The organism is Xanthomonas sp. NCPPB 3200, assembly GCF_056393585.1.
On record NZ_CM150785.1, the window covers coordinates 4,870,301 to 4,885,759 of the forward strand.

Genomic DNA, 15,459 nt, shown 5'->3' on the forward strand with positions numbered 1-15,459 from the left:
GCGTTGCACTTACGGGAAGGAAGTCCGCATGAGTGAGTTCTTCTTGGGTCAGATCATGATGACCGGCTTTGCGTTTGCGCCCAAGTATTTCGCGCAGTGCAATGGCCAACTGCTGCCGGTCAATCAAAACCAGGCACTCTTCAGCTTGCTTGGTACGCGTTTCGGTGGCGACGGCCGCACTACCTTTGGCTTGCCGGACATGCGCGGGCGCACGCCCATCGGCTTCGCACCGTCAACGGATCCGAGCTGGCAACCGCCGGTACCGCCACTGGGCCAGATGGCTGGCAGCGAGAACGTGACGCTGCTGCCAAGCAATTTGCCCGCACATACCCACCTGCTGGAATCCACCAGCACTACGGGCAATAACCGCAGTCCTTCTGGCCGCAACTTCGGCAACAATGCCAGCACCACCGGTCCGGCCACTGCGCTCTATGCGGCACCGGGGACGCTGGTGTCCTTGGACCCGAAGTCGGTAGGCCCTGCCGGCGGCAGCCAACCGCATCCAAACATGCAGCCTTACACCACGATCAATTTCTGCATTGCGCTGTCCGGCATCTTTCCCTCGCGTAGCTAGTTCGCCGGCACTTCTACACGCTGCGTGCCGATGACGGCGCGGCATCACAGACCAGGAAGGACACCATGGCCACTCCATTCATCGGCGAGATCCGCATGTTCGGCTTCGGCCGCACCCCGCAGGGCTGGCAGGCCTGCGACGGCAGCCTGCTGTCGATCTCCGAGTACGAGACCCTGTTCGTGCTGATAGGCACGCTCTATGGCGGTGACGGGCAGAACACCTTTGCGGTACCGGACCTGCGCGGACGCGTGCCGCTGCACCAGGGCCAGGGCCCTGGTCTGAGCAACTACGTCATTGCCCACACCTCTGGCACCGAAACGGTGACGCTCAACAGCCTGCAGATGCCGGCGCACACGCACACGCTGGTCGCTACACCTACTGCCGCCACCGCGACCGCGCCTGCGGGATTGCTGCCCGGCACAGTGACCGGCGACGTGTTCTACGCGACCGATACGACCGGTGCCACGGCAGCGCCGATGGCGACGCAATCGACGACGATCGCCGGCGGCGGACAGGCGCACGACAACACTATGCCGACCTTGACGGTGCAGTACTGCATCTCCACCGCCGGCATTTTTCCACAGCAGAGCTGATCGATTCGGCGCACCGCGCTCATCGCGACGCCCACCCGTTACATCGGAGGAATGCGTTCATGACCGAACCTTATACCGGCGAAATCCAGCTGTTTGGCTTCGATTTCAATCCCGTCGGCTGGGCGCTGTGCAATGGCGCCACATTGCCGATCGTTCAGAACACTGCGCTGTACTCGCTGCTGGGTGTCGCCTACGGCGGCAACGGCTCCAGTACGTTCCAGTTGCCCAACTTCTGCGCACGCGCCGGCTGCCAGCAAGGCCAGGGCGGCGGACTGAGCAACCGGCAGCGTGGTGACACGTTCGGCACAGCCGGGGTGAGCCTGCTGAGCAATCAAATTCCGCCGCACCAACACGGCATCAACGCATTTTCACAAGCAGACTCGACCAAAAAGACCGGCACACCCGCCAATGGTGCGGCACTGTCGACGATGAGCAGCAGTACCGCACGTCCATTCGTGACGGTGACGCAGCCTGATACGCAGTTCTCGCCGACCGCGCTGCTGCCAACCGGCAATGGCGTAGCGCACGAGAACCAGCAGCCCTATCTGGCAGTGAACTTCTGCATTGCGTTGTACGGCGACTACCCAGACTTCGGTTGAGGTCATGGCACGCCTGCTTTCCAGCAAGGTGATGACAGCATCATTGGGCGCAGGCCAGGCCGCTGTACCGGATGCGCATGCCATCGCATTGCGGGCCGAGCAGGATGCCGATCTACCCTGGCTGCAGGATCTCTACGCGAGCACGCGCAGCGAAGAGCTGGCGCAGGTGCCCTGGCCGGACGCAACCAAGCGCGCGTTTCTGGATCAGCAGTTTGCCCTGCAGCGCGCGCATTATCTGCGCCATTTTCCCGATGCGGACTTTATGGTCGTGCAGTGGCAGCACGAACGCATCGGCCGGCTGTATCTGCAGCGCGCACCGTCGCAACACGCAGTGATCGATATCAGCCTGATGCCGGCATGGCGCGGTAAAGGCATCGGCACTGCGTTGATTGTGCAGGCGCAAACAGGCGCATGTGCAGCGGGATGCGAGGTATCGCTGCACGTTCTGCATGCCAATCCAGCTGCCCAACGTCTCTATGCGCGTCTGGGGTTTGTCGCCGGCGATTCCGGCGATACGCATCTGGCAATGCATTGGCGCGGCGCCGAAGCAGACGCGGTCACGCAGCTCAGTTGAAGATCGCCTGATACAGGAACCCGTCGCGCTCGCGTGCCACCGGCACCAGGAAGATGCCGATCTCGCCCAGCCGCGTGTGACGTAACCGATAGGTCTGCTGCGGAAACAGGAATGCCGAGCTGTTGCGAAACAGCAGCGAGAATGGCGCGCGATGGACTGCGTGCTTGGTGAGCAACGGCCGTGCCTCCACCAGCACGAATGGAACCTCGCCTTCGTTCAATGCGGCAGAGAACGTGTCGTTGACGCTGCCTGCAAAGTGCTCCAGGGTCAGTAAGTCCATCTTGTGCTCATGGTCGGCTGGGAATCCGATCATCCACATAGGGGCATACCTGCCACAACACCTGCGCATTCGAAGATTGCGTTGCGTCATGCATGAGACGGCCTGTTGCATACGTACCGGCGGTGACGCGTCTGCTGCAGTACAGGCGTCATGCGACAATACTGCACGCGCCGGTTCGGTTATGTTCAGCCGTGTGACGGTTACTCTATCGCGTTGGAATTCTGTTAAAGGCTTCGATGACGGCGTCCGCATCCCCTGTCGTGCAGTTGTCCGGTGTCCGCATCGATCGCGGCGGTCGCACGATCCTGCGCGACGTCTCGCTCGATGTGCCGCGCGGCAGCATCACGGCCGTGCTCGGTCCTTCCGGTAGCGGCAAGTCCACCTTGCTGGCCGCACTGACCGGTGAGCTGCGTCCGGTCGCCGGCTCGGTCACCCTGTTCGGCAGCGCGATCCCGCACGGCAACCGTGCACTGCTGGAGATGCGTCGCAATGTCGGCGTGCTGCTGCAGGGCAATGGCCTGCTGACCGACCTGAGCGTGGCCGACAACGTCGCGCTGCCGCTGCGCACCCACACTCGCCTGCCGGCGCCGGTGCTGCAGCGCCTGGTGCAGATGAAGCTGCATGCGGTGGGCCTGCTGGCCGCCGCCGATGCCTGGCCGCGCGAACTGTCCGGCGGCATGGCGCGGCGTGTGGCGTTGGCGCGGGCGCTGGCACTGGACCCGCCGCTGATGATCTACGACGAACCGCTGACCGGGCTGGACCCAATCGCGTCTGGCGTGATCATGAGCCTGATCCAGCGCCTCAACGACAGCCTTGGCCTGACCAGCATCATCGTCAGTCACCACGTGCACGAAACCCTGCCGATCAGCGACCAGGCGGTGGTCATCGCCAATGGCGGCATCGTGTTCGCCGGCACGCCCGAGCAATTGCAGGACAGCACCGACCCGCTGGTGCAGCAGTTCCTGCATGGCCAGCCGGATGGCCCGATCGCCTTCGATGCCGCGCCGCGGCGCGACCGGAGTGCTGCCTGATGGCCATGGTCGACTCGATCCGCGCCTTCGGCCGTGCCGGGCTGTTCTCGCTGACCGTGCTGCGCGGCTCGGTACCCACGCGCGATTTCATCGCCGAGCTGGTGCGCGAGATCTACAAGGTCGGTGCGCGCTCGCTGCCGATCATCGCCGTCGGCGGCGCCTTCGTCGGCCTGGTGCTGACCCTGCAGGGCTACCGCACGCTGACCACCTATGGTGCGTCGGATGCGCTGTCCACCTTGCTGGGGCTGTCGCTGTACCGCGAGCTGGCACCGGTGCTGACCGCGCTGTTGTTCATCGGCCGGGCCGGCAGTTCGATCGCGGCCGAGCTTGGCCTGATGCGCGCCACCGACCAGATCAAGGCGCTGGAGCTGATGGCCATCGATCCGGTGGCCAAGGCGGTGGCACCGCGCTTCTGGGCGGCGGTGCTGACGGTGCCGTTGCTCACCGGCGTGTTCTGCTCGCTGGCCATCACCGGCGGCTACTTCGAGGCCGTACACGTGTTGGGCATCGACAACGGCACATTCTGGTCGGGGTTGAGCAACAGCGTGGACTTCTGGGACGACTTCGGCGTGGCGATGCTCAAGTCGGCGATCTTCGGCGGCACGGCCGCATTGGTCGCCGCCTACGTGGGCTTCCACGCCGAGCCGACCATCGAAGGCACCTCGATCGCCACCACCCGCGCGGTGGTGAACGCCTCGCTGCTGGTGCTGATGTTCAACTTCGTCCTTTCTGCAATGTTGTTTAGGTGAGTGGAATAACTATGGCCATGCGTGGACCACGACTCGAATTCGCCGTCGGCGCCTTTCTGCTGCTGACCCTGGCCTCGCTGCTGGTGCTGGCGGTGGCCTCGACCAACCAGCGCTGGGGCTTCGGCTCCAGCCAGTACACGCTGACCGCGCGCTTCAGCCAGATCGGCCAGCTGCGGGCGCAGGCGCCGGTGAAGATCGGCGGCGTGACCATCGGCAAGGTGTCCGACATCAGCCTGGACCCGACCAAGTTCGACTCGGTGGTCACCCTGTCGCTGGACAACAAATACAAGGATCTGCCCGCCGACACCTCGGCCGGCATCTTCACCAGCGGTTTGCTGGGCGAGAGCTATATCGGGCTGCAGCCGGGCGGCGACCCGGAGACGCTCAAGCCGGGCGAAGAAATCGGCTTCACCCAGCCGGCGGTGGATCTGCTGCAGCTGGTCGGCAAGTACATGTTCAGTGGTGGCGGTGGTGGCAGCAATGCCCCGGCCGCCACCGATGGCCAGGTCCCAGCGCCTGCCCAGACCGCTTCTCCCTCTACGGAACCACACCAATGAAGACCACCCTGCTTTCCGCCATCCTGGCCTCGACCCTGCTGGTGTGCGCACCGGCCACCGTGCTGGCGCAGCCAGCTGCCGCCAGCGCGCCTGCGCAGGGCGCGGCGACCAAGACCGTCATCGACAGCAGCACCCGCATCCTGAGCACGCTGGATCAGCGCCGCGCCGAGTTCCGCAGCAACCCGGCCGCCCTGCGCCAGTACATCAATGGCGAATTGAACAAGGCCTTCGACCGCGACTACTCGGCCCGCCTGGTGCTGGGCGTCAACGGCCGTGGCGCCTCCGATGCGGACGTCAAGCTGTTCGCCGATGCGCTGGCCGACAACCTGATGCAGCGTTACGGCACCGCGCTGCTGAACTTCGAAGGCAAGCCGACCTTCCGTGCCAAGTCCGAAAGCGCGCTGCCGGGCAACCGCGGCGTCAAGGTGTCTACCGACCTGCTGCGCGCCGGCAACGACCCGACCCCGGTCGATTACATGATGCGTAACGTCGGTGGCCAGTGGAAGATCTTCGATGTGATGATCGAAGGCATCTCCTACGTGCAGACCTTCAAGACCCAGTTCGACGGCCCGCTGCGCGAGAAGGGCATCGCCAAGGTCGCCGCAGAGCTGCGTAGCGGCAATCTGCAGGTCGGTCCGGCACCGGCCAATGGCAAGTAACAGCTCCGTGCAACGCAATGGCGACACGCTGGTACTCACCGGCGTGTTCGACCGCGACGCGGTCACTGCGGCCTGGCCGCAGGCGATCGCGCAGCTGGACGGCATTCGCACGCTGGACCTGTTGGGTGTACAACGCCTGGACAGTGCCGGCGTGGCGATGCTGGCCGAACTGGCTGCGCGTGTGCGCAGCAGCGGTGCCGGTCCTGTCGCGGTGGTGGGTGAAGCGTCCGGTCTGGACGAATTGCGTGCCGCCTACCGTTTGTCCCCTACTTTCGATTTCCAGGCCTGAGCGCCACCCCATGACCCAGCTTCGCCCCCTTTCCCTGTTGGCCTGCCTGCTGCTTGGCGCCTGTGCCAGCCATGCTCCAAAGCCCGCACCGCCTGCGGCCGCTGCCGCGCCCGCCCCGGATGCGACGCCCGCGCCGGCACGCGACGATGCCGGTGTGACCGCGCAGCCGGCCGCCGCCGGCTTTGCCGCCCCCGACGCCCTGCCGGCCACCGCGGCGGCGCCTGCCGAGCAGACCAGCGCCGATGCCGGCACGGCCGGTGCCCCTACCTCGGCCGAGGACGACTTCGCGGCGCTCTACGGCGCCACCACCCCGCAGGCCGGCGCCAACGGTGCACCGGCACAGCCCGGTGACGCGCCGTCCTACGATCCGTGGGAGCGCTACAACCGCGGCATGCACCGCTTCAACCTGGCGGTGGACCGCGGCGTGGCGCGTCCCTTGGCCACCGGCTACACCAAGGTGGTGCCGCGTCCGGCCCGCCTGGGCGTGACCAACTTCTTCGACAATCTCGGCACGCCGCTGACCATGGTCAATCAGCTGCTGCAGGGCCACCCGGTGTATGCGGCGCAGTCGCTGGGCCGCTTCGTGATGAATTCCACGCTGGGCGTGGCTGGCCTGTTCGACCCGGCCTCCGCGGCGGGCATCCCGCGCCGCAGCGAGGACTTCGGCCAGACCCTGGGCGTGTGGGGCTGGCGCAATTCGCGCTACTTCGAGTTGCCGCTGTTCGGCCCGCGCACCGTGCGCGATACCTTCGGCCTGGGCGGCGACATTCCGCTGTCGCCGTTGCGCCAGGTCGACGACAGCGGTGCGCGCTTCGCCTTGCAGGGTTTGCAGCTGGTGGATACGCGCTCGCAACTGATGTCGTTGGATTCGCTGCGCGACCAGGCACCGGACGAGTACGCGCTGACCCGCGATGCGTGGATGCAGCGCCGCAACTACCAGATCGTGCGCGATCTGCGCAGCCATCGCGAGAAGGACAACGAGTTGCCCGACTACCTGCGCGAGGACAAGGACAGCACCGTGCCGGTGGATGCGATGCCGATCCCGCAGTGGATCCGTTGATGTGTTGAGCTTGCGGTTTGGATGAATACAAAGCCCGGGAGCGATCCCGGGCTTTTTTTGTGCGTTGGTCTTTTACGGCCTTCCGGCTGACGGTGGCGGCTGGGGTAGCTGGAGCACCGTCCGGCCGCGATCGCGCGTGGAGGGAACTCCGCCGGCAAGGCCTTCCCCTTAGATGGCGCGGATCACCGGCAATATAAACAGCGATCGCAGCGACGCGGATCAAATCAGTTCGCCACCGCGCCAGGTGCTACGCCGCCAGCGCCGCATCCACTGCTGCACGCAGGCGCGCATCGTCTGCCGGCACGTCGGGGGCGAAGCGATCGATGACCTGGCCGTCGCGGCCGATCAGGAATTTCTCGAAGTTCCACAACACGCCCGGTGCCGGGTTGGGTGCGATGCCGTAGCCGGCCAGCTTTTCGCGCATCGGGCCATCGCCGGTGGCCTGCGGGCGGGCATTGGTCAATGCCTGATACAGCGGATGGGTTTCGGCGCCGGTGACGGCGATCTTGGAAAACATCGGAAAGCTCACGTCGTAGGTGAGCTGGCAGAACTGCGCAATCTCCGCCTCGCTGCCGGGCTCCTGTCCGTTGAAGTCGTTGGCCGGAAAGCCCAGCACCTCCAGCCCCTGTGCCTGCTTGTCGCGATACAGCGCCTGCAGGCCTTCGTACTGCGGGGTCAGCCCGCACTTGGAGGCGACGTTGACCACCAGCAACACCTTGCCGCGATAGTCGGCCAGCGTGGCGGGCTCACCGTCGATGCGGGCCACAGGGATGTCGTACAGCGTCTGGCTCATCGGTGCGTCCTGGACAGGTAGAGCCGAGAGCATAAACCGCCAGGGTGGAGCGAGCGATGCCGCTGGCTCATGGCACTTGCAGCTATCTGACGCGACGCGCACAGGCCGATCGACTGATCGGCTCGTGCGCGCGCTTGACCCTGTTCGCAGCCATCAATCGATGCACAACGCGGCCTGGCCCATGCCGCCAATCACTTCCTGGCGGCAACCGAAGCGGTCGCTGTCGCGCTGACAGGTGCCGGAGGTCGCGGTGCCGGTCGGCACGATGCTGGTGGCCAGGCAATCGCCGCTGCAGTCGGAGTTGTCACTGCAGGTCTTGCCGGCATCGGCGTACGGCACCACGCAACGCACCGTCTGCATGCGGCCGACCGGACGCAGCTGCCCGCCCTTTGCCGTGCAGTCGGCAGCGTCGGCAGAAACGGCGCGCGGAGGCTGCGGGGCGTCCGCCGCAGCGTCCGGCCTGGCCGCCGGGGTATTGCTGCATGCGGTCAACAGCAGCGCGCAGAGCACTGCGTGGATCCATCGGGTTGCCATGTTGAAACTCTCGTCTTGAACCAGGTGGGTACCAGCATCGCGGTGGCGATGTCTGCGCGGCGTGCTCGCTATCGGCGCAGGAGGACTCGCCGGAGGCCTGCGTTGGTAGGAGCGCACCCGGGCGCGATGAGGCGTTATCGGTAATGCCTGGTCGCGCCCGGGTGCGCTCCTACGTCATGGCGTGTGGCATCGCCTTACGCAATGGATCACTCCTGCTCGTCGTTGCTGTCGTCTTCGCTGCTGCTTCCGGTGTCGTCGCTGCCGGCATCGTCCAGCAACGCCTGGGACTGTTCGCTGGCCAGGGTTTCCACGCCACGCAGGCGGCGTTCGATGGTGCGGGTCTTGCGGCTGGCTTCGCCCAGGCTCTTGCCGACCGTGCTGATCTGCCGCTCGGCCTTTTCGAGAATGCCGGCGAACTTGCCGAACTCGCTCTTCACCGCGCCCAGCACCAGCCAGACCTCGCTGGAACGCTTCTCGATCGCCAGCGTGCGGAAGCCCATCTGCAGGCTGTTGAGCAGGGCGGTGAACGTGGTCGGGCCGGCCAGCACCACGCGATGTTCGCGCTGCAGCAGGTCGACCAGGCCGGCGCGGCGGATCACTTCGGCGTACAGGCCCTCGGTCGGCAGGAACATCACTGCGAAGTCGGTGGTCTGCGGCGGGCAGACGTACTTGTCGCTGATCGACTTGGCCTGGATGCGGATGGCGCGTTCCAGCTGCGCGGTCGAATTCTTGATCGCGTCCAGGTCGCCCTTTTCCTGCGCATCGATCAGGCGTTCGTAGTCCTCGCGCGGGAACTTGGCATCGACCGGCAGCCACACCACGGTGTCGTCGCCACGCCCCGGCAGGCGGATCGCAAAATCCACGGCTTCGGCGCTGTCGGGCTTGACCCGCACGCTGCGCGCGTACTGCTCCATCGTCAGCGTCTGCTCGAGGATGTTCTCCAGCTGCACCTCGCCCCAGCCGCCGCGGTCCTTGACGTTGGTCAGCACGCGCTTGAGATCGCCCACCCCGGTGGCCAGCTGCTGCATTTCGCCCAGACCGCGCTGCACCTGCTCCAGGCGTTCGGAGACGAGCTTGAAGGAGGCATCCAGGCGCGTGTTGAGCGTGGTCTGCAGTTTTTCGTCGACGGTGGCGCGCATCAGTTCGAGCTTGCTGGCGTTGTCGTTCTGCAGGTTGGCCAGCTGTTGTTCCAGCGTGGCGCGCATTTCGCCGATGCGCAGTTCGTTGCGCTGGGTGAGTTCGGTCAGACGTTGGCCCAAGGCCTCGGTGAAGCGCTGCTGCGACTCGCCGGCCTCTTGCCGGCCCTTGCGGGAATCTTCGGCCAGCGCATCGCGCAGGGCGGCCATGTGGGTGTCGGTGCGTGCGATCAGCTCGGTCAGTTGCTGGCCGAACACCTGGATGCGGGTTTCCTGCTGCTGGCCGAAGCCGTCGAGCTGGGTGCGCAATTCGGTCAGCCGCAGCGTCAGCAATTCGCCGGTGCGTTGTTGCGCCAGGGCGCTTTCTTCGCGGGCCTTGCGGGCGTCTTCGCCGAGCGCATCGCGCAACAGGTCCAGGCGCTGGTCGGTGCGCGTGGACAGTTCGGTGAGATTGCGCGCGAAGGTTTCCAGGCGGCTGTCCTGCTGCCGCGCCAGGCCTTCGAGTTGCTCGCGCAATTCGCCGCGGCCGTCGCGCTGCTCGGCGCGCAGCGCCAGCTCCAGGCCGCTGGTGGAAGGACGTCGCAGCAGCGCGATCAGCTGCAACACCAGGACTGCGACGAGCAGTCCGAGAAGGATCAGGGATTCGGATGACATGTGCGCAGTGTAGCCGGGCCGGTCGCAGGGGCTGCGTCAGTGGCTTGCCGGCCGGCGGCGGCTGCAGGGCGCAGTTGGGGGCGCGCGCACTGCGCCAACGCAGCACGTCGGGGCCACTTCGCGCAGATGCCTGCAACCGCTGCGCGAAGCGGGCCAGACACCGCCACGGTGATGGAGTTGCAGGCTACTCGCAGCGCATTGACCTCAACGTGACCTGCGCATGGCTAGGGTGGGGCTTCGTTCCTGCCAGGCCAGCTGATGACCACTGCCACCAACCAAACCCGTCTGTTCGCGCTGGGCCTGTTCGCGTTTCTCGGCAGCTTTGCGGCAATCGTGTGGTACCTGATGCGGCCGTATGGCACGGCGTATTTCTTCCCGGTGCACTTTTTGATCGGTGCGGCGTTGCCGTTCGGGTTCTATGCGATCGGCGGCACGCGGCTGTGGTTCTGGATCGGGATCGGGGTTACCGCATTGGTGCTGCTGTGGTTCAACTTCTGGGGGCATGATGCCAACGGGGCGGCGCCACGCCTGCTCGACTGGACCCACTTTGCCGCCGGTGCGGTGGGTCTGGTGGGCGCGTGGGCGGTGCAGTTGGTCTATCGCCATGTGCGTCCACCGCATCGCCCGTCGGTTGAGTGAGCGGGATTGTGCGGGGCGGTCGCGTTTGACCAGGGAACGGCGAGGTGTGGCGCGCGCTCACAGCAGGCGGTGGGCGTGCCTGCGCTGCCCTGCCCGCACCGACGCATGACCTCGGACCGATAGCTTTGCTGCAGCGCGTTGGGCGACACTCGGGAATTCTTTGATTCCCGCGAGGTCCGCATGTCGTCTTGGCTCAGGCGCAAATCCATCGATCAGGTCACCGTGCACGAGGCCGGTCGGCAACTGGTCCGCAGCCTGAGTTGGCCGCATCTGATCGCGCTGGGTATCGGCGCGATTGTCGGCACCGGCATCTACACGTTGATCGGGGTGGGCGCGGACAAGGCCGGCCCGGCGGTGCTGCTGTCGTTTGTGGCCGCCGGCATCGTGTGCGCCTGCGCGGCACTGGCGTATGCGGAGATGGCCACGATGATGCCGGCCGCCGGCAGCGCCTACACCTACAGCTACACCGCGCTCGGCGAGAGCATCGCCTGGGTGGTGGGCTGGAGCCTGGTGCTGGAGTACTCGCTGGTGGTGAGTACGGTGGCGGTGGGCTGGTCGGGCTATTTCGTCGGCTTCCTGCAGTGGTTGGGGGTCAACCTGCCGCATGCCCTGGTGGCCGGGCCGCACGCCGGCGGCATCGTCAATCTGCCGGCGGTGGTGATCACCTTCCTGGTGGCCGGCATGCTGATGGCCGGCACCAAGGAAAGCGCCACGCTCAATGCGGTGCTGGTGGTGCTGAAGATCGTGGCGCTGGGTGTGTTCGTGGCGATCGCGTTGCCGGCCTTCGACAGTGCCAACCTGCAGCCGTTCATGCCGTATGGCTTCCCCAAGACCGCGGGCCCGGATGGCGTGGAGCGCGGGGTGATGGCGGCGGCGGCGATCATCTTCTTCGCGTTCTATGGCTTCGATGCGATTTCCACCGCGGCCGAGGAAACCAAGAACCCGGGCCGCGATCTGTCGATCGGCATCGTCGGTTCGATGATCGGCTGCACGCTGATCTATGTGCTGGTGGCGTTGTCGGCGGTGGGCGCGATGAGCTTCACCGTGTTCGGCAAGAGCCCCGAGCCCTTGGCGCTGATCATGCGCGAACTCGGCCACGGCAAGGCGGCGTTGGTGATCGGCGCGGTGGCGATCATCGCGCTGCCGACGGTGTTGCTGGCGTTTCTGTACGGGCAGAGCCGCATCTTCTTCGTGATGTCGCGCGATGGCCTGTTGCCGCGCGGCCTGTCCAAGGTCAACGCGCGCACCGGCACACCGGTGGCGATCACCTTGTTCACGGCGGTGCTGGTGGCCGCGTTGGCCGGTGTGGCACGCCTGGATGAAATTGCCGCATTGGCCAACGCCGGCACCCTGGCCGCGTTCACCGCAGTGGCGGCGTGCCTGCTGGTGCTGCGCGTGCGCGAGCCGACGCGTGTGCGGGCCTTCCGTACACCGCTGGCATGGGTGGTGGGACCGGTGGCGATCCTGGGCTGCCTGTACCTGTTCTGGAGCCTGCCCAGCACCACGCAGGGCTGGTTCCTGGTCTGGAACGTATTGGGCGTGGTGGTGTATGTGGCCTATGGGCGGCGGAATAGCCGCTTGGCGAAGGTTGGGTAGTTCCATCTCCCATCGGGAGAAGGTGGCCCGAAGGGCTGGATGAGGGGACGGACGAAACCTCGTGTTATCCAACTTGGTCAGGGGCTTCGCTCCCCTACCCTCACCCCAACCGCCGCTCCGCGCCCCGGCCCGCGCATGAGGCACGGGCGCTCCCAGGCACGCGCGCCAGTGGCGCGCAAGCTGTGCCTTATCGCCCCGCAGGAGAGGGGCTTTAGCTCATGCGCCGGCAACGTCAGGGCTTTCCCTCGCACTCCCCGCAACCCGCGGAGAAGCGTTGGCTCAAGGCGTGGCTGCAGGCGTGGCGCAGAACGAGGTTGGGAGTGCATCTGCCTGCGTGCCCCAGCCCTGGGTCGGGGGCTGCCTGGTCAGCGCGAACGACAGCGTGCCGCCCTGCTGCAGCTGGGCCCAGTCCAGGAACACCTGCCGCTGCGGTGTGCCGTTGAAACGCACGCTGTCCACGTATTGCAGCGCGCGGCCGTCGGCGCCGGGGGCGTCGATGCGCAGGCGCTTGCCGTTGCCCAGGTCCAGCGTGGCCCGCTTGAAGCGTGGGGCATGCAGCAGGAACTGCCCGCTGCCCGGCACCGCCGGATACAGGCCCAGGGCACTGAACAGGTACCAGGCCGACATCGTGCCGAGGTCGTCGTTGCCGGTGACGCCGTTGGGCGCATTGGTGAACAGCTGCTGGGCGGCGCGCACCACGGTGGCGGTCTTCCACGGCTGGCCGATCAACGTGTACATCCACGGGGCGTGCAGGTCCGGCTCGTTGTTGGGGTTGTAGCGGTACTGGTTGTAGTAGCTGTACGGGCCGACCACCCAGTGCGTGCGCGCGGCGTTGAGCGGGTCCTTCAGCAGGTCGTCGTAGGCGAAGAAGGCATCCAGGCGTTGGCCGGCCTGCTCGCTGCCGTGCATGGCCTGCAGCATGCCGGGGATGTCCTGCTGCACCAGCCACTGGTATTGCCAGGCGGTGCCTTCGTGGAAGCCGTGCTGCGAACGCGGGCTGTAGCGATCGTCCGAGGGGGCGTACCAGCTGCCGTCTTCCAGCCGCGGCCGTGGAAAGCCGCTGAAGCCGGTGTCGGCATCGCGCACGCCGGCGTCCCAGACGTTGTGCCAGTTGCCGCCGCGTTTGCGCAGCAGCGCGCTGTCGTCGGGGTGGCCGAGTGCCTGCGCCATCTGTGCCAGCGCGCAGTCGGCCAGCGCGTATTCCAGCGTGGCCGAGCCGCCGTGGTGCGGGTCCACGTCCATGCCCTTGGACGGAAACGCGCGGTCGTACTGCACGAAGCCGTTGGACAGGTAGCTGGCGTTGCCGGAGCGGCCGGCGTGGCGCGAGTTGATTGGCGGTTGTTCGAAGGCGTTCTGGCGCAGCGCTGCGTACGCCTGCGCCTGGTTGTCCTGCAGCGCGCCGAAGCGCCACAGGTCGACCAGGAACGGGGTCACCGGGTCGCCGGTCATGATGTTGGTATCGAAGTTGGCATAGCCCCAGCGCGGCAGCCAGCCGCCTTGCTGATGGATCGCCAGCAGCGAGCGGCCGATGTCGCGCGCGCGCGCCGGCTGCAGCAAGGCGAGCAGCTGGTTCTGCGAACGATAGGTGTCCCACAGCGAGAAATACTCGTAGTAGGTCCAGCCATCGGCGCGGTGGATCGCATCGTCGAAGCCGCGATAGCGGCCATCGGCATCGCTGCCGGTCAGCGGCTGCAGCAGGGCGTGATACAGCGCGGTGTAGGCCACGCTGCGATCGTCTTTGCTGGCGCCATCCAGCTGCAGGCTGGCAAGCTGCTTGCGCCAGGCCTGTTGCGCGCGCTGGCGCATCTGCTCCAGGCCCAGCAGCTTGCCGCCGAGCATGCCGTCGGCGCGCAGGTTGTTGCGTGCACCTTCGGCATCCACGTGCGAGATGGCGCTGACCACGGTCACTGCGCGCGCGTTCTTGTTGTTGCCCAGCGGGAAACTGAGCCAGGCACCATTGGGCTTGAGTTCGCCGCCCATGCCGTGGCGCGCGTCGGGCACGCCGCCGTCTTCGCCCCAGACGCCGTGTGCGGTGAACGGGCGGTCGAATTCCAGCCGGAACCAGGTGGTGTATTCATGGCCGCCGCAGAAACTTTGCGTGGTCAGTTTGCCTTCGACCACGCGGTCGCCGACCACCTGCAGCTGGCTGCCGATCACCACGTGGCGGTCGTTGGCCTGGCCCAGGTTGACCAGCACATGCCCGGTGTCGGCGCCGGGGGCAAAGGTGTAGCGCTCGGCGGCGGCGCGGGTGAGCGCAGTGGCTTCGGCGTCGATGCCGCCGTAGTCGGTCAGCCGCACCTTGTAGTAGCCGGCCTGGCCGACTTCGCCGTCATGGGTGTAGCGGGCGGCATAGCGCTTCTGGTCGAAGGCCTTGGCGTCGCCGGTGTCGAAGTCGCCGCCCGGGCCGATGCGGCCGGTGACCGGCAGCACCGAGACCTGCCCGCCCTGCTCCCAGCAGCCGGCCCCGGACAGGAACGAGTGGCCGAAGCCGCGGATGCTGGGGTCGTCGTAGCGCCAGCCGGCGTAGTGCGCGCCGATCGGGCTGACCTGGACCAGGCCGAACGGCGCCGAGGCACCGGGGAAGGTGTTGCCGTCGTCCTTGCTGCCGATGAAGGTGTTGACCTGCGCCGGGTCCTGCGCGGCCAGCGGCGCGCACACCGCCATGCCGAGCAGGCACAGGCCGGCGGCGGCGCGGCGCCACCGCGGCATTGATGGGAGATGCGACGAAGAGCGATCGGATGCAACGGCGAAGGGCATGCAGGACACCTCGGGGGAGAGAGCGGCCGAGGCCGCAGGTGGATGACGCGTGCCGACGCCCCAGACGCGGCGACCGGTCGATACCCGCCTGACGGCGGCTTGCGACAGGTGGGCAGCGGCTCAGAAATCGAACACGTATTCTGCCGCGATCTCGCGCCCGACCGGGCTGAACAAGCGGCTGCGGATCTCCTCGGACCCGATGATCTGCACCGGCGCCGGCCCTTCGGCCTGGACGCGCTTGATGCGCGAACCAGTCACGGTGACGGCATCGAGTTGTTGCGGGGCGCTGGCCTGCTGGGCCAGGGCGGACAGGGGCGACAGCAATGCGAGCAGCACGGCACGGGACAGCAGCTGCGGGCGACAACGGCGGTAATCGGTCATTCAA

18 protein-coding genes are annotated in these 15,459 nt (G+C 66.6%); 12 read left to right on the forward strand and 6 right to left on the reverse strand.

The annotated features are described in order from the left end of the window. The first annotated feature begins 28 nt into the window (after positions 1–28). The 4 genes from AC06DU_RS21000 (at position 29) to AC06DU_RS21015 (ending at position 2,340) form a co-directional block, all read left to right on the forward strand. Entirely contained in the window at positions 29–574 is a 546-nt protein-coding gene (locus AC06DU_RS21000) for a phage tail protein (protein ID WP_024940539.1), read from the forward strand. Between the two features lie 65 nt (positions 575–639). Beyond that, positions 640–1,167, forward strand: a complete 528-nt coding sequence (locus tag AC06DU_RS21005; RefSeq protein WP_047126543.1) for a phage tail protein — start codon at positions 640–642, stop codon at positions 1,165–1,167. Between the two features lie 59 nt (positions 1,168–1,226). Continuing rightward, positions 1,227–1,766, forward strand: a complete 540-nt coding sequence (locus tag AC06DU_RS21010; protein WP_024940541.1) for a phage tail protein — start codon at positions 1,227–1,229, stop codon at positions 1,764–1,766. A gap of 4 nt (positions 1,767–1,770) precedes the next feature. Beyond that, positions 1,771–2,340: a GNAT family N-acetyltransferase gene (locus AC06DU_RS21015; RefSeq protein ID WP_051750116.1), complete on the forward strand. Its 570-nt coding sequence runs from the start codon at positions 1,771–1,773 to the stop codon at positions 2,338–2,340. Here AC06DU_RS21015 and AC06DU_RS21020 read toward each other — a convergent pair. Continuing rightward, complete coding sequence (locus tag AC06DU_RS21020) at positions 2,333–2,620, reverse strand: DUF6916 family protein (RefSeq protein ID WP_478203140.1); 288 nt, start codon at positions 2,618–2,620, stop codon at positions 2,333–2,335. The two genes, AC06DU_RS21015 and AC06DU_RS21020, sit on opposite strands and share 8 nt — an antisense overlap. Positions 2,621–2,856: 236 nt before the next feature. On the opposite strand from AC06DU_RS21020, the gene AC06DU_RS21025 reads away from it, so the two are divergent. Genes AC06DU_RS21025 through AC06DU_RS21050 form a run of 6 tightly spaced genes read left to right on the forward strand, consistent with a single transcriptional unit; the run spans position 2,857 to position 6,965 of the window. Further along, positions 2,857–3,651: an ABC transporter ATP-binding protein gene (locus AC06DU_RS21025; protein WP_102257241.1), complete on the forward strand. Its 795-nt coding sequence runs from the start codon at positions 2,857–2,859 to the stop codon at positions 3,649–3,651. After that, on the forward strand, positions 3,651–4,400 hold the full coding sequence (locus AC06DU_RS21030) for an MlaE family lipid ABC transporter permease subunit (RefSeq protein WP_016902129.1): 750 nt from the start codon (positions 3,651–3,653) through the stop codon (positions 4,398–4,400). Before AC06DU_RS21025 ends, AC06DU_RS21030 begins: the two co-directional genes overlap by 1 nt. A gap of 11 nt (positions 4,401–4,411) precedes the next feature. Continuing rightward, on the forward strand, positions 4,412–4,957 hold the full coding sequence (mlaD, locus tag AC06DU_RS21035; protein WP_478203141.1) for an outer membrane lipid asymmetry maintenance protein MlaD: 546 nt from the start codon (positions 4,412–4,414) through the stop codon (positions 4,955–4,957). Then, positions 4,954–5,616, forward strand: a complete 663-nt coding sequence (locus AC06DU_RS21040; protein WP_024940545.1) for an MlaC/ttg2D family ABC transporter substrate-binding protein — start codon at positions 4,954–4,956, stop codon at positions 5,614–5,616. Before mlaD ends, AC06DU_RS21040 begins: the two co-directional genes overlap by 4 nt. Further along, positions 5,606–5,905: an STAS domain-containing protein gene (locus tag AC06DU_RS21045; protein WP_478203143.1), complete on the forward strand. Its 300-nt coding sequence runs from the start codon at positions 5,606–5,608 to the stop codon at positions 5,903–5,905. Before AC06DU_RS21040 ends, AC06DU_RS21045 begins: the two co-directional genes overlap by 11 nt. A gap of 10 nt (positions 5,906–5,915) precedes the next feature. Beyond that, entirely contained in the window at positions 5,916–6,965 is a 1,050-nt protein-coding gene (locus tag AC06DU_RS21050; RefSeq protein ID WP_104577418.1) for an MlaA family lipoprotein, read from the forward strand. Positions 6,966–7,212: 247 nt separating this feature from the next. On the opposite strand, the gene AC06DU_RS21055 is transcribed toward AC06DU_RS21050, so the two are convergent. The 3 genes from AC06DU_RS21055 to AC06DU_RS21065 all read right to left on the reverse strand — a co-directional run bounded on the left by AC06DU_RS21055 (position 7,213) and on the right by AC06DU_RS21065 (position 10,034). Then, positions 7,213–7,758 carry a glutathione peroxidase gene (locus tag AC06DU_RS21055; RefSeq protein WP_102252982.1) on the reverse strand — a complete coding sequence of 182 codons (546 nt, stop codon included), beginning with the start codon at positions 7,756–7,758 and terminating at the stop codon, positions 7,213–7,215. A 153-nt stretch (positions 7,759–7,911) separates the two neighbouring features. Then, positions 7,912–8,316, reverse strand: a complete 405-nt coding sequence (locus tag AC06DU_RS21060; RefSeq protein ID WP_349781479.1) for a hypothetical protein — start codon at positions 8,314–8,316, stop codon at positions 7,912–7,914. A gap of 182 nt (positions 8,317–8,498) precedes the next feature. Then, entirely contained in the window at positions 8,499–10,034 is a 1,536-nt protein-coding gene (locus AC06DU_RS21065; protein WP_349781481.1) for a DNA recombination protein RmuC, read from the reverse strand. 306 nt (positions 10,035–10,340) lie between these two features. Between AC06DU_RS21065 and AC06DU_RS21070 the strand changes: the two genes are divergently transcribed. Both AC06DU_RS21070 and AC06DU_RS21075 read left to right on the forward strand, forming a co-directional pair. Continuing rightward, a complete protein-coding gene (locus AC06DU_RS21070) occupies positions 10,341–10,721 on the forward strand; it encodes a hypothetical protein (RefSeq protein WP_104591313.1) in 381 nt (126 codons plus the stop codon). A gap of 180 nt (positions 10,722–10,901) precedes the next feature. Beyond that, positions 10,902–12,317, forward strand: a complete 1,416-nt coding sequence (locus AC06DU_RS21075) for an amino acid permease (RefSeq protein ID WP_065046939.1) — start codon at positions 10,902–10,904, stop codon at positions 12,315–12,317. A gap of 279 nt (positions 12,318–12,596) precedes the next feature. Here AC06DU_RS21075 and AC06DU_RS21080 read toward each other — a convergent pair whose 3' ends face one another. Further along, a complete protein-coding gene (locus AC06DU_RS21080; protein WP_478203145.1) occupies positions 12,597–15,074 on the reverse strand; it encodes a GH92 family glycosyl hydrolase in 2,478 nt (825 codons plus the stop codon). Positions 15,075–15,194: 120 nt separating this feature from the next. Further along, positions 15,195–15,455, reverse strand: coding sequence for a hypothetical protein (locus AC06DU_RS21085; RefSeq protein ID WP_260300084.1), 261 nt, complete (start codon positions 15,453–15,455; stop codon positions 15,195–15,197). Positions 15,456–15,459: the final 4 nt, after the last annotated feature.

Coding starts and splice junctions, on each gene's coding strand:
- AC06DU_RS21000 (WP_024940539.1), top strand. CDS start 29: ATGAGTGAGTTCTTCTTGGGTCAGATCATGATGACCGGCTTTGCGTTT.
- mlaD (WP_478203141.1), top strand. CDS start 4,412: ATGGCCATGCGTGGACCACGACTCGAATTCGCCGTCGGCGCCTTTCTG.
- AC06DU_RS21080 (WP_478203145.1), bottom strand. CDS start 15,074: ATGCCCTTCGCCGTTGCATCCGATCGCTCTTCGTCGCATCTCCCATCA.
- AC06DU_RS21085 (WP_260300084.1), bottom strand. CDS start 15,455: ATGACCGATTACCGCCGTTGTCGCCCGCAGCTGCTGTCCCGTGCCGTG.
- AC06DU_RS21005 (WP_047126543.1), top strand. CDS start 640: ATGGCCACTCCATTCATCGGCGAGATCCGCATGTTCGGCTTCGGCCGC.
- AC06DU_RS21045 (WP_478203143.1), top strand. CDS start 5,606: ATGGCAAGTAACAGCTCCGTGCAACGCAATGGCGACACGCTGGTACTC.
- AC06DU_RS21010 (WP_024940541.1), top strand. CDS start 1,227: ATGACCGAACCTTATACCGGCGAAATCCAGCTGTTTGGCTTCGATTTC.
- AC06DU_RS21030 (WP_016902129.1), top strand. CDS start 3,651: ATGGCCATGGTCGACTCGATCCGCGCCTTCGGCCGTGCCGGGCTGTTC.
- AC06DU_RS21055 (WP_102252982.1), bottom strand. CDS start 7,758: ATGAGCCAGACGCTGTACGACATCCCTGTGGCCCGCATCGACGGTGAG.
- AC06DU_RS21020 (WP_478203140.1), bottom strand. CDS start 2,620: ATGGACTTACTGACCCTGGAGCACTTTGCAGGCAGCGTCAACGACACG.
- AC06DU_RS21025 (WP_102257241.1), top strand. CDS start 2,857: ATGACGGCGTCCGCATCCCCTGTCGTGCAGTTGTCCGGTGTCCGCATC.
- AC06DU_RS21015 (WP_051750116.1), top strand. CDS start 1,771: ATGGCACGCCTGCTTTCCAGCAAGGTGATGACAGCATCATTGGGCGCA.
- AC06DU_RS21075 (WP_065046939.1), top strand. CDS start 10,902: ATGTCGTCTTGGCTCAGGCGCAAATCCATCGATCAGGTCACCGTGCAC.
- AC06DU_RS21040 (WP_024940545.1), top strand. CDS start 4,954: ATGAAGACCACCCTGCTTTCCGCCATCCTGGCCTCGACCCTGCTGGTG.
- AC06DU_RS21050 (WP_104577418.1), top strand. CDS start 5,916: ATGACCCAGCTTCGCCCCCTTTCCCTGTTGGCCTGCCTGCTGCTTGGC.
- AC06DU_RS21070 (WP_104591313.1), top strand. CDS start 10,341: ATGACCACTGCCACCAACCAAACCCGTCTGTTCGCGCTGGGCCTGTTC.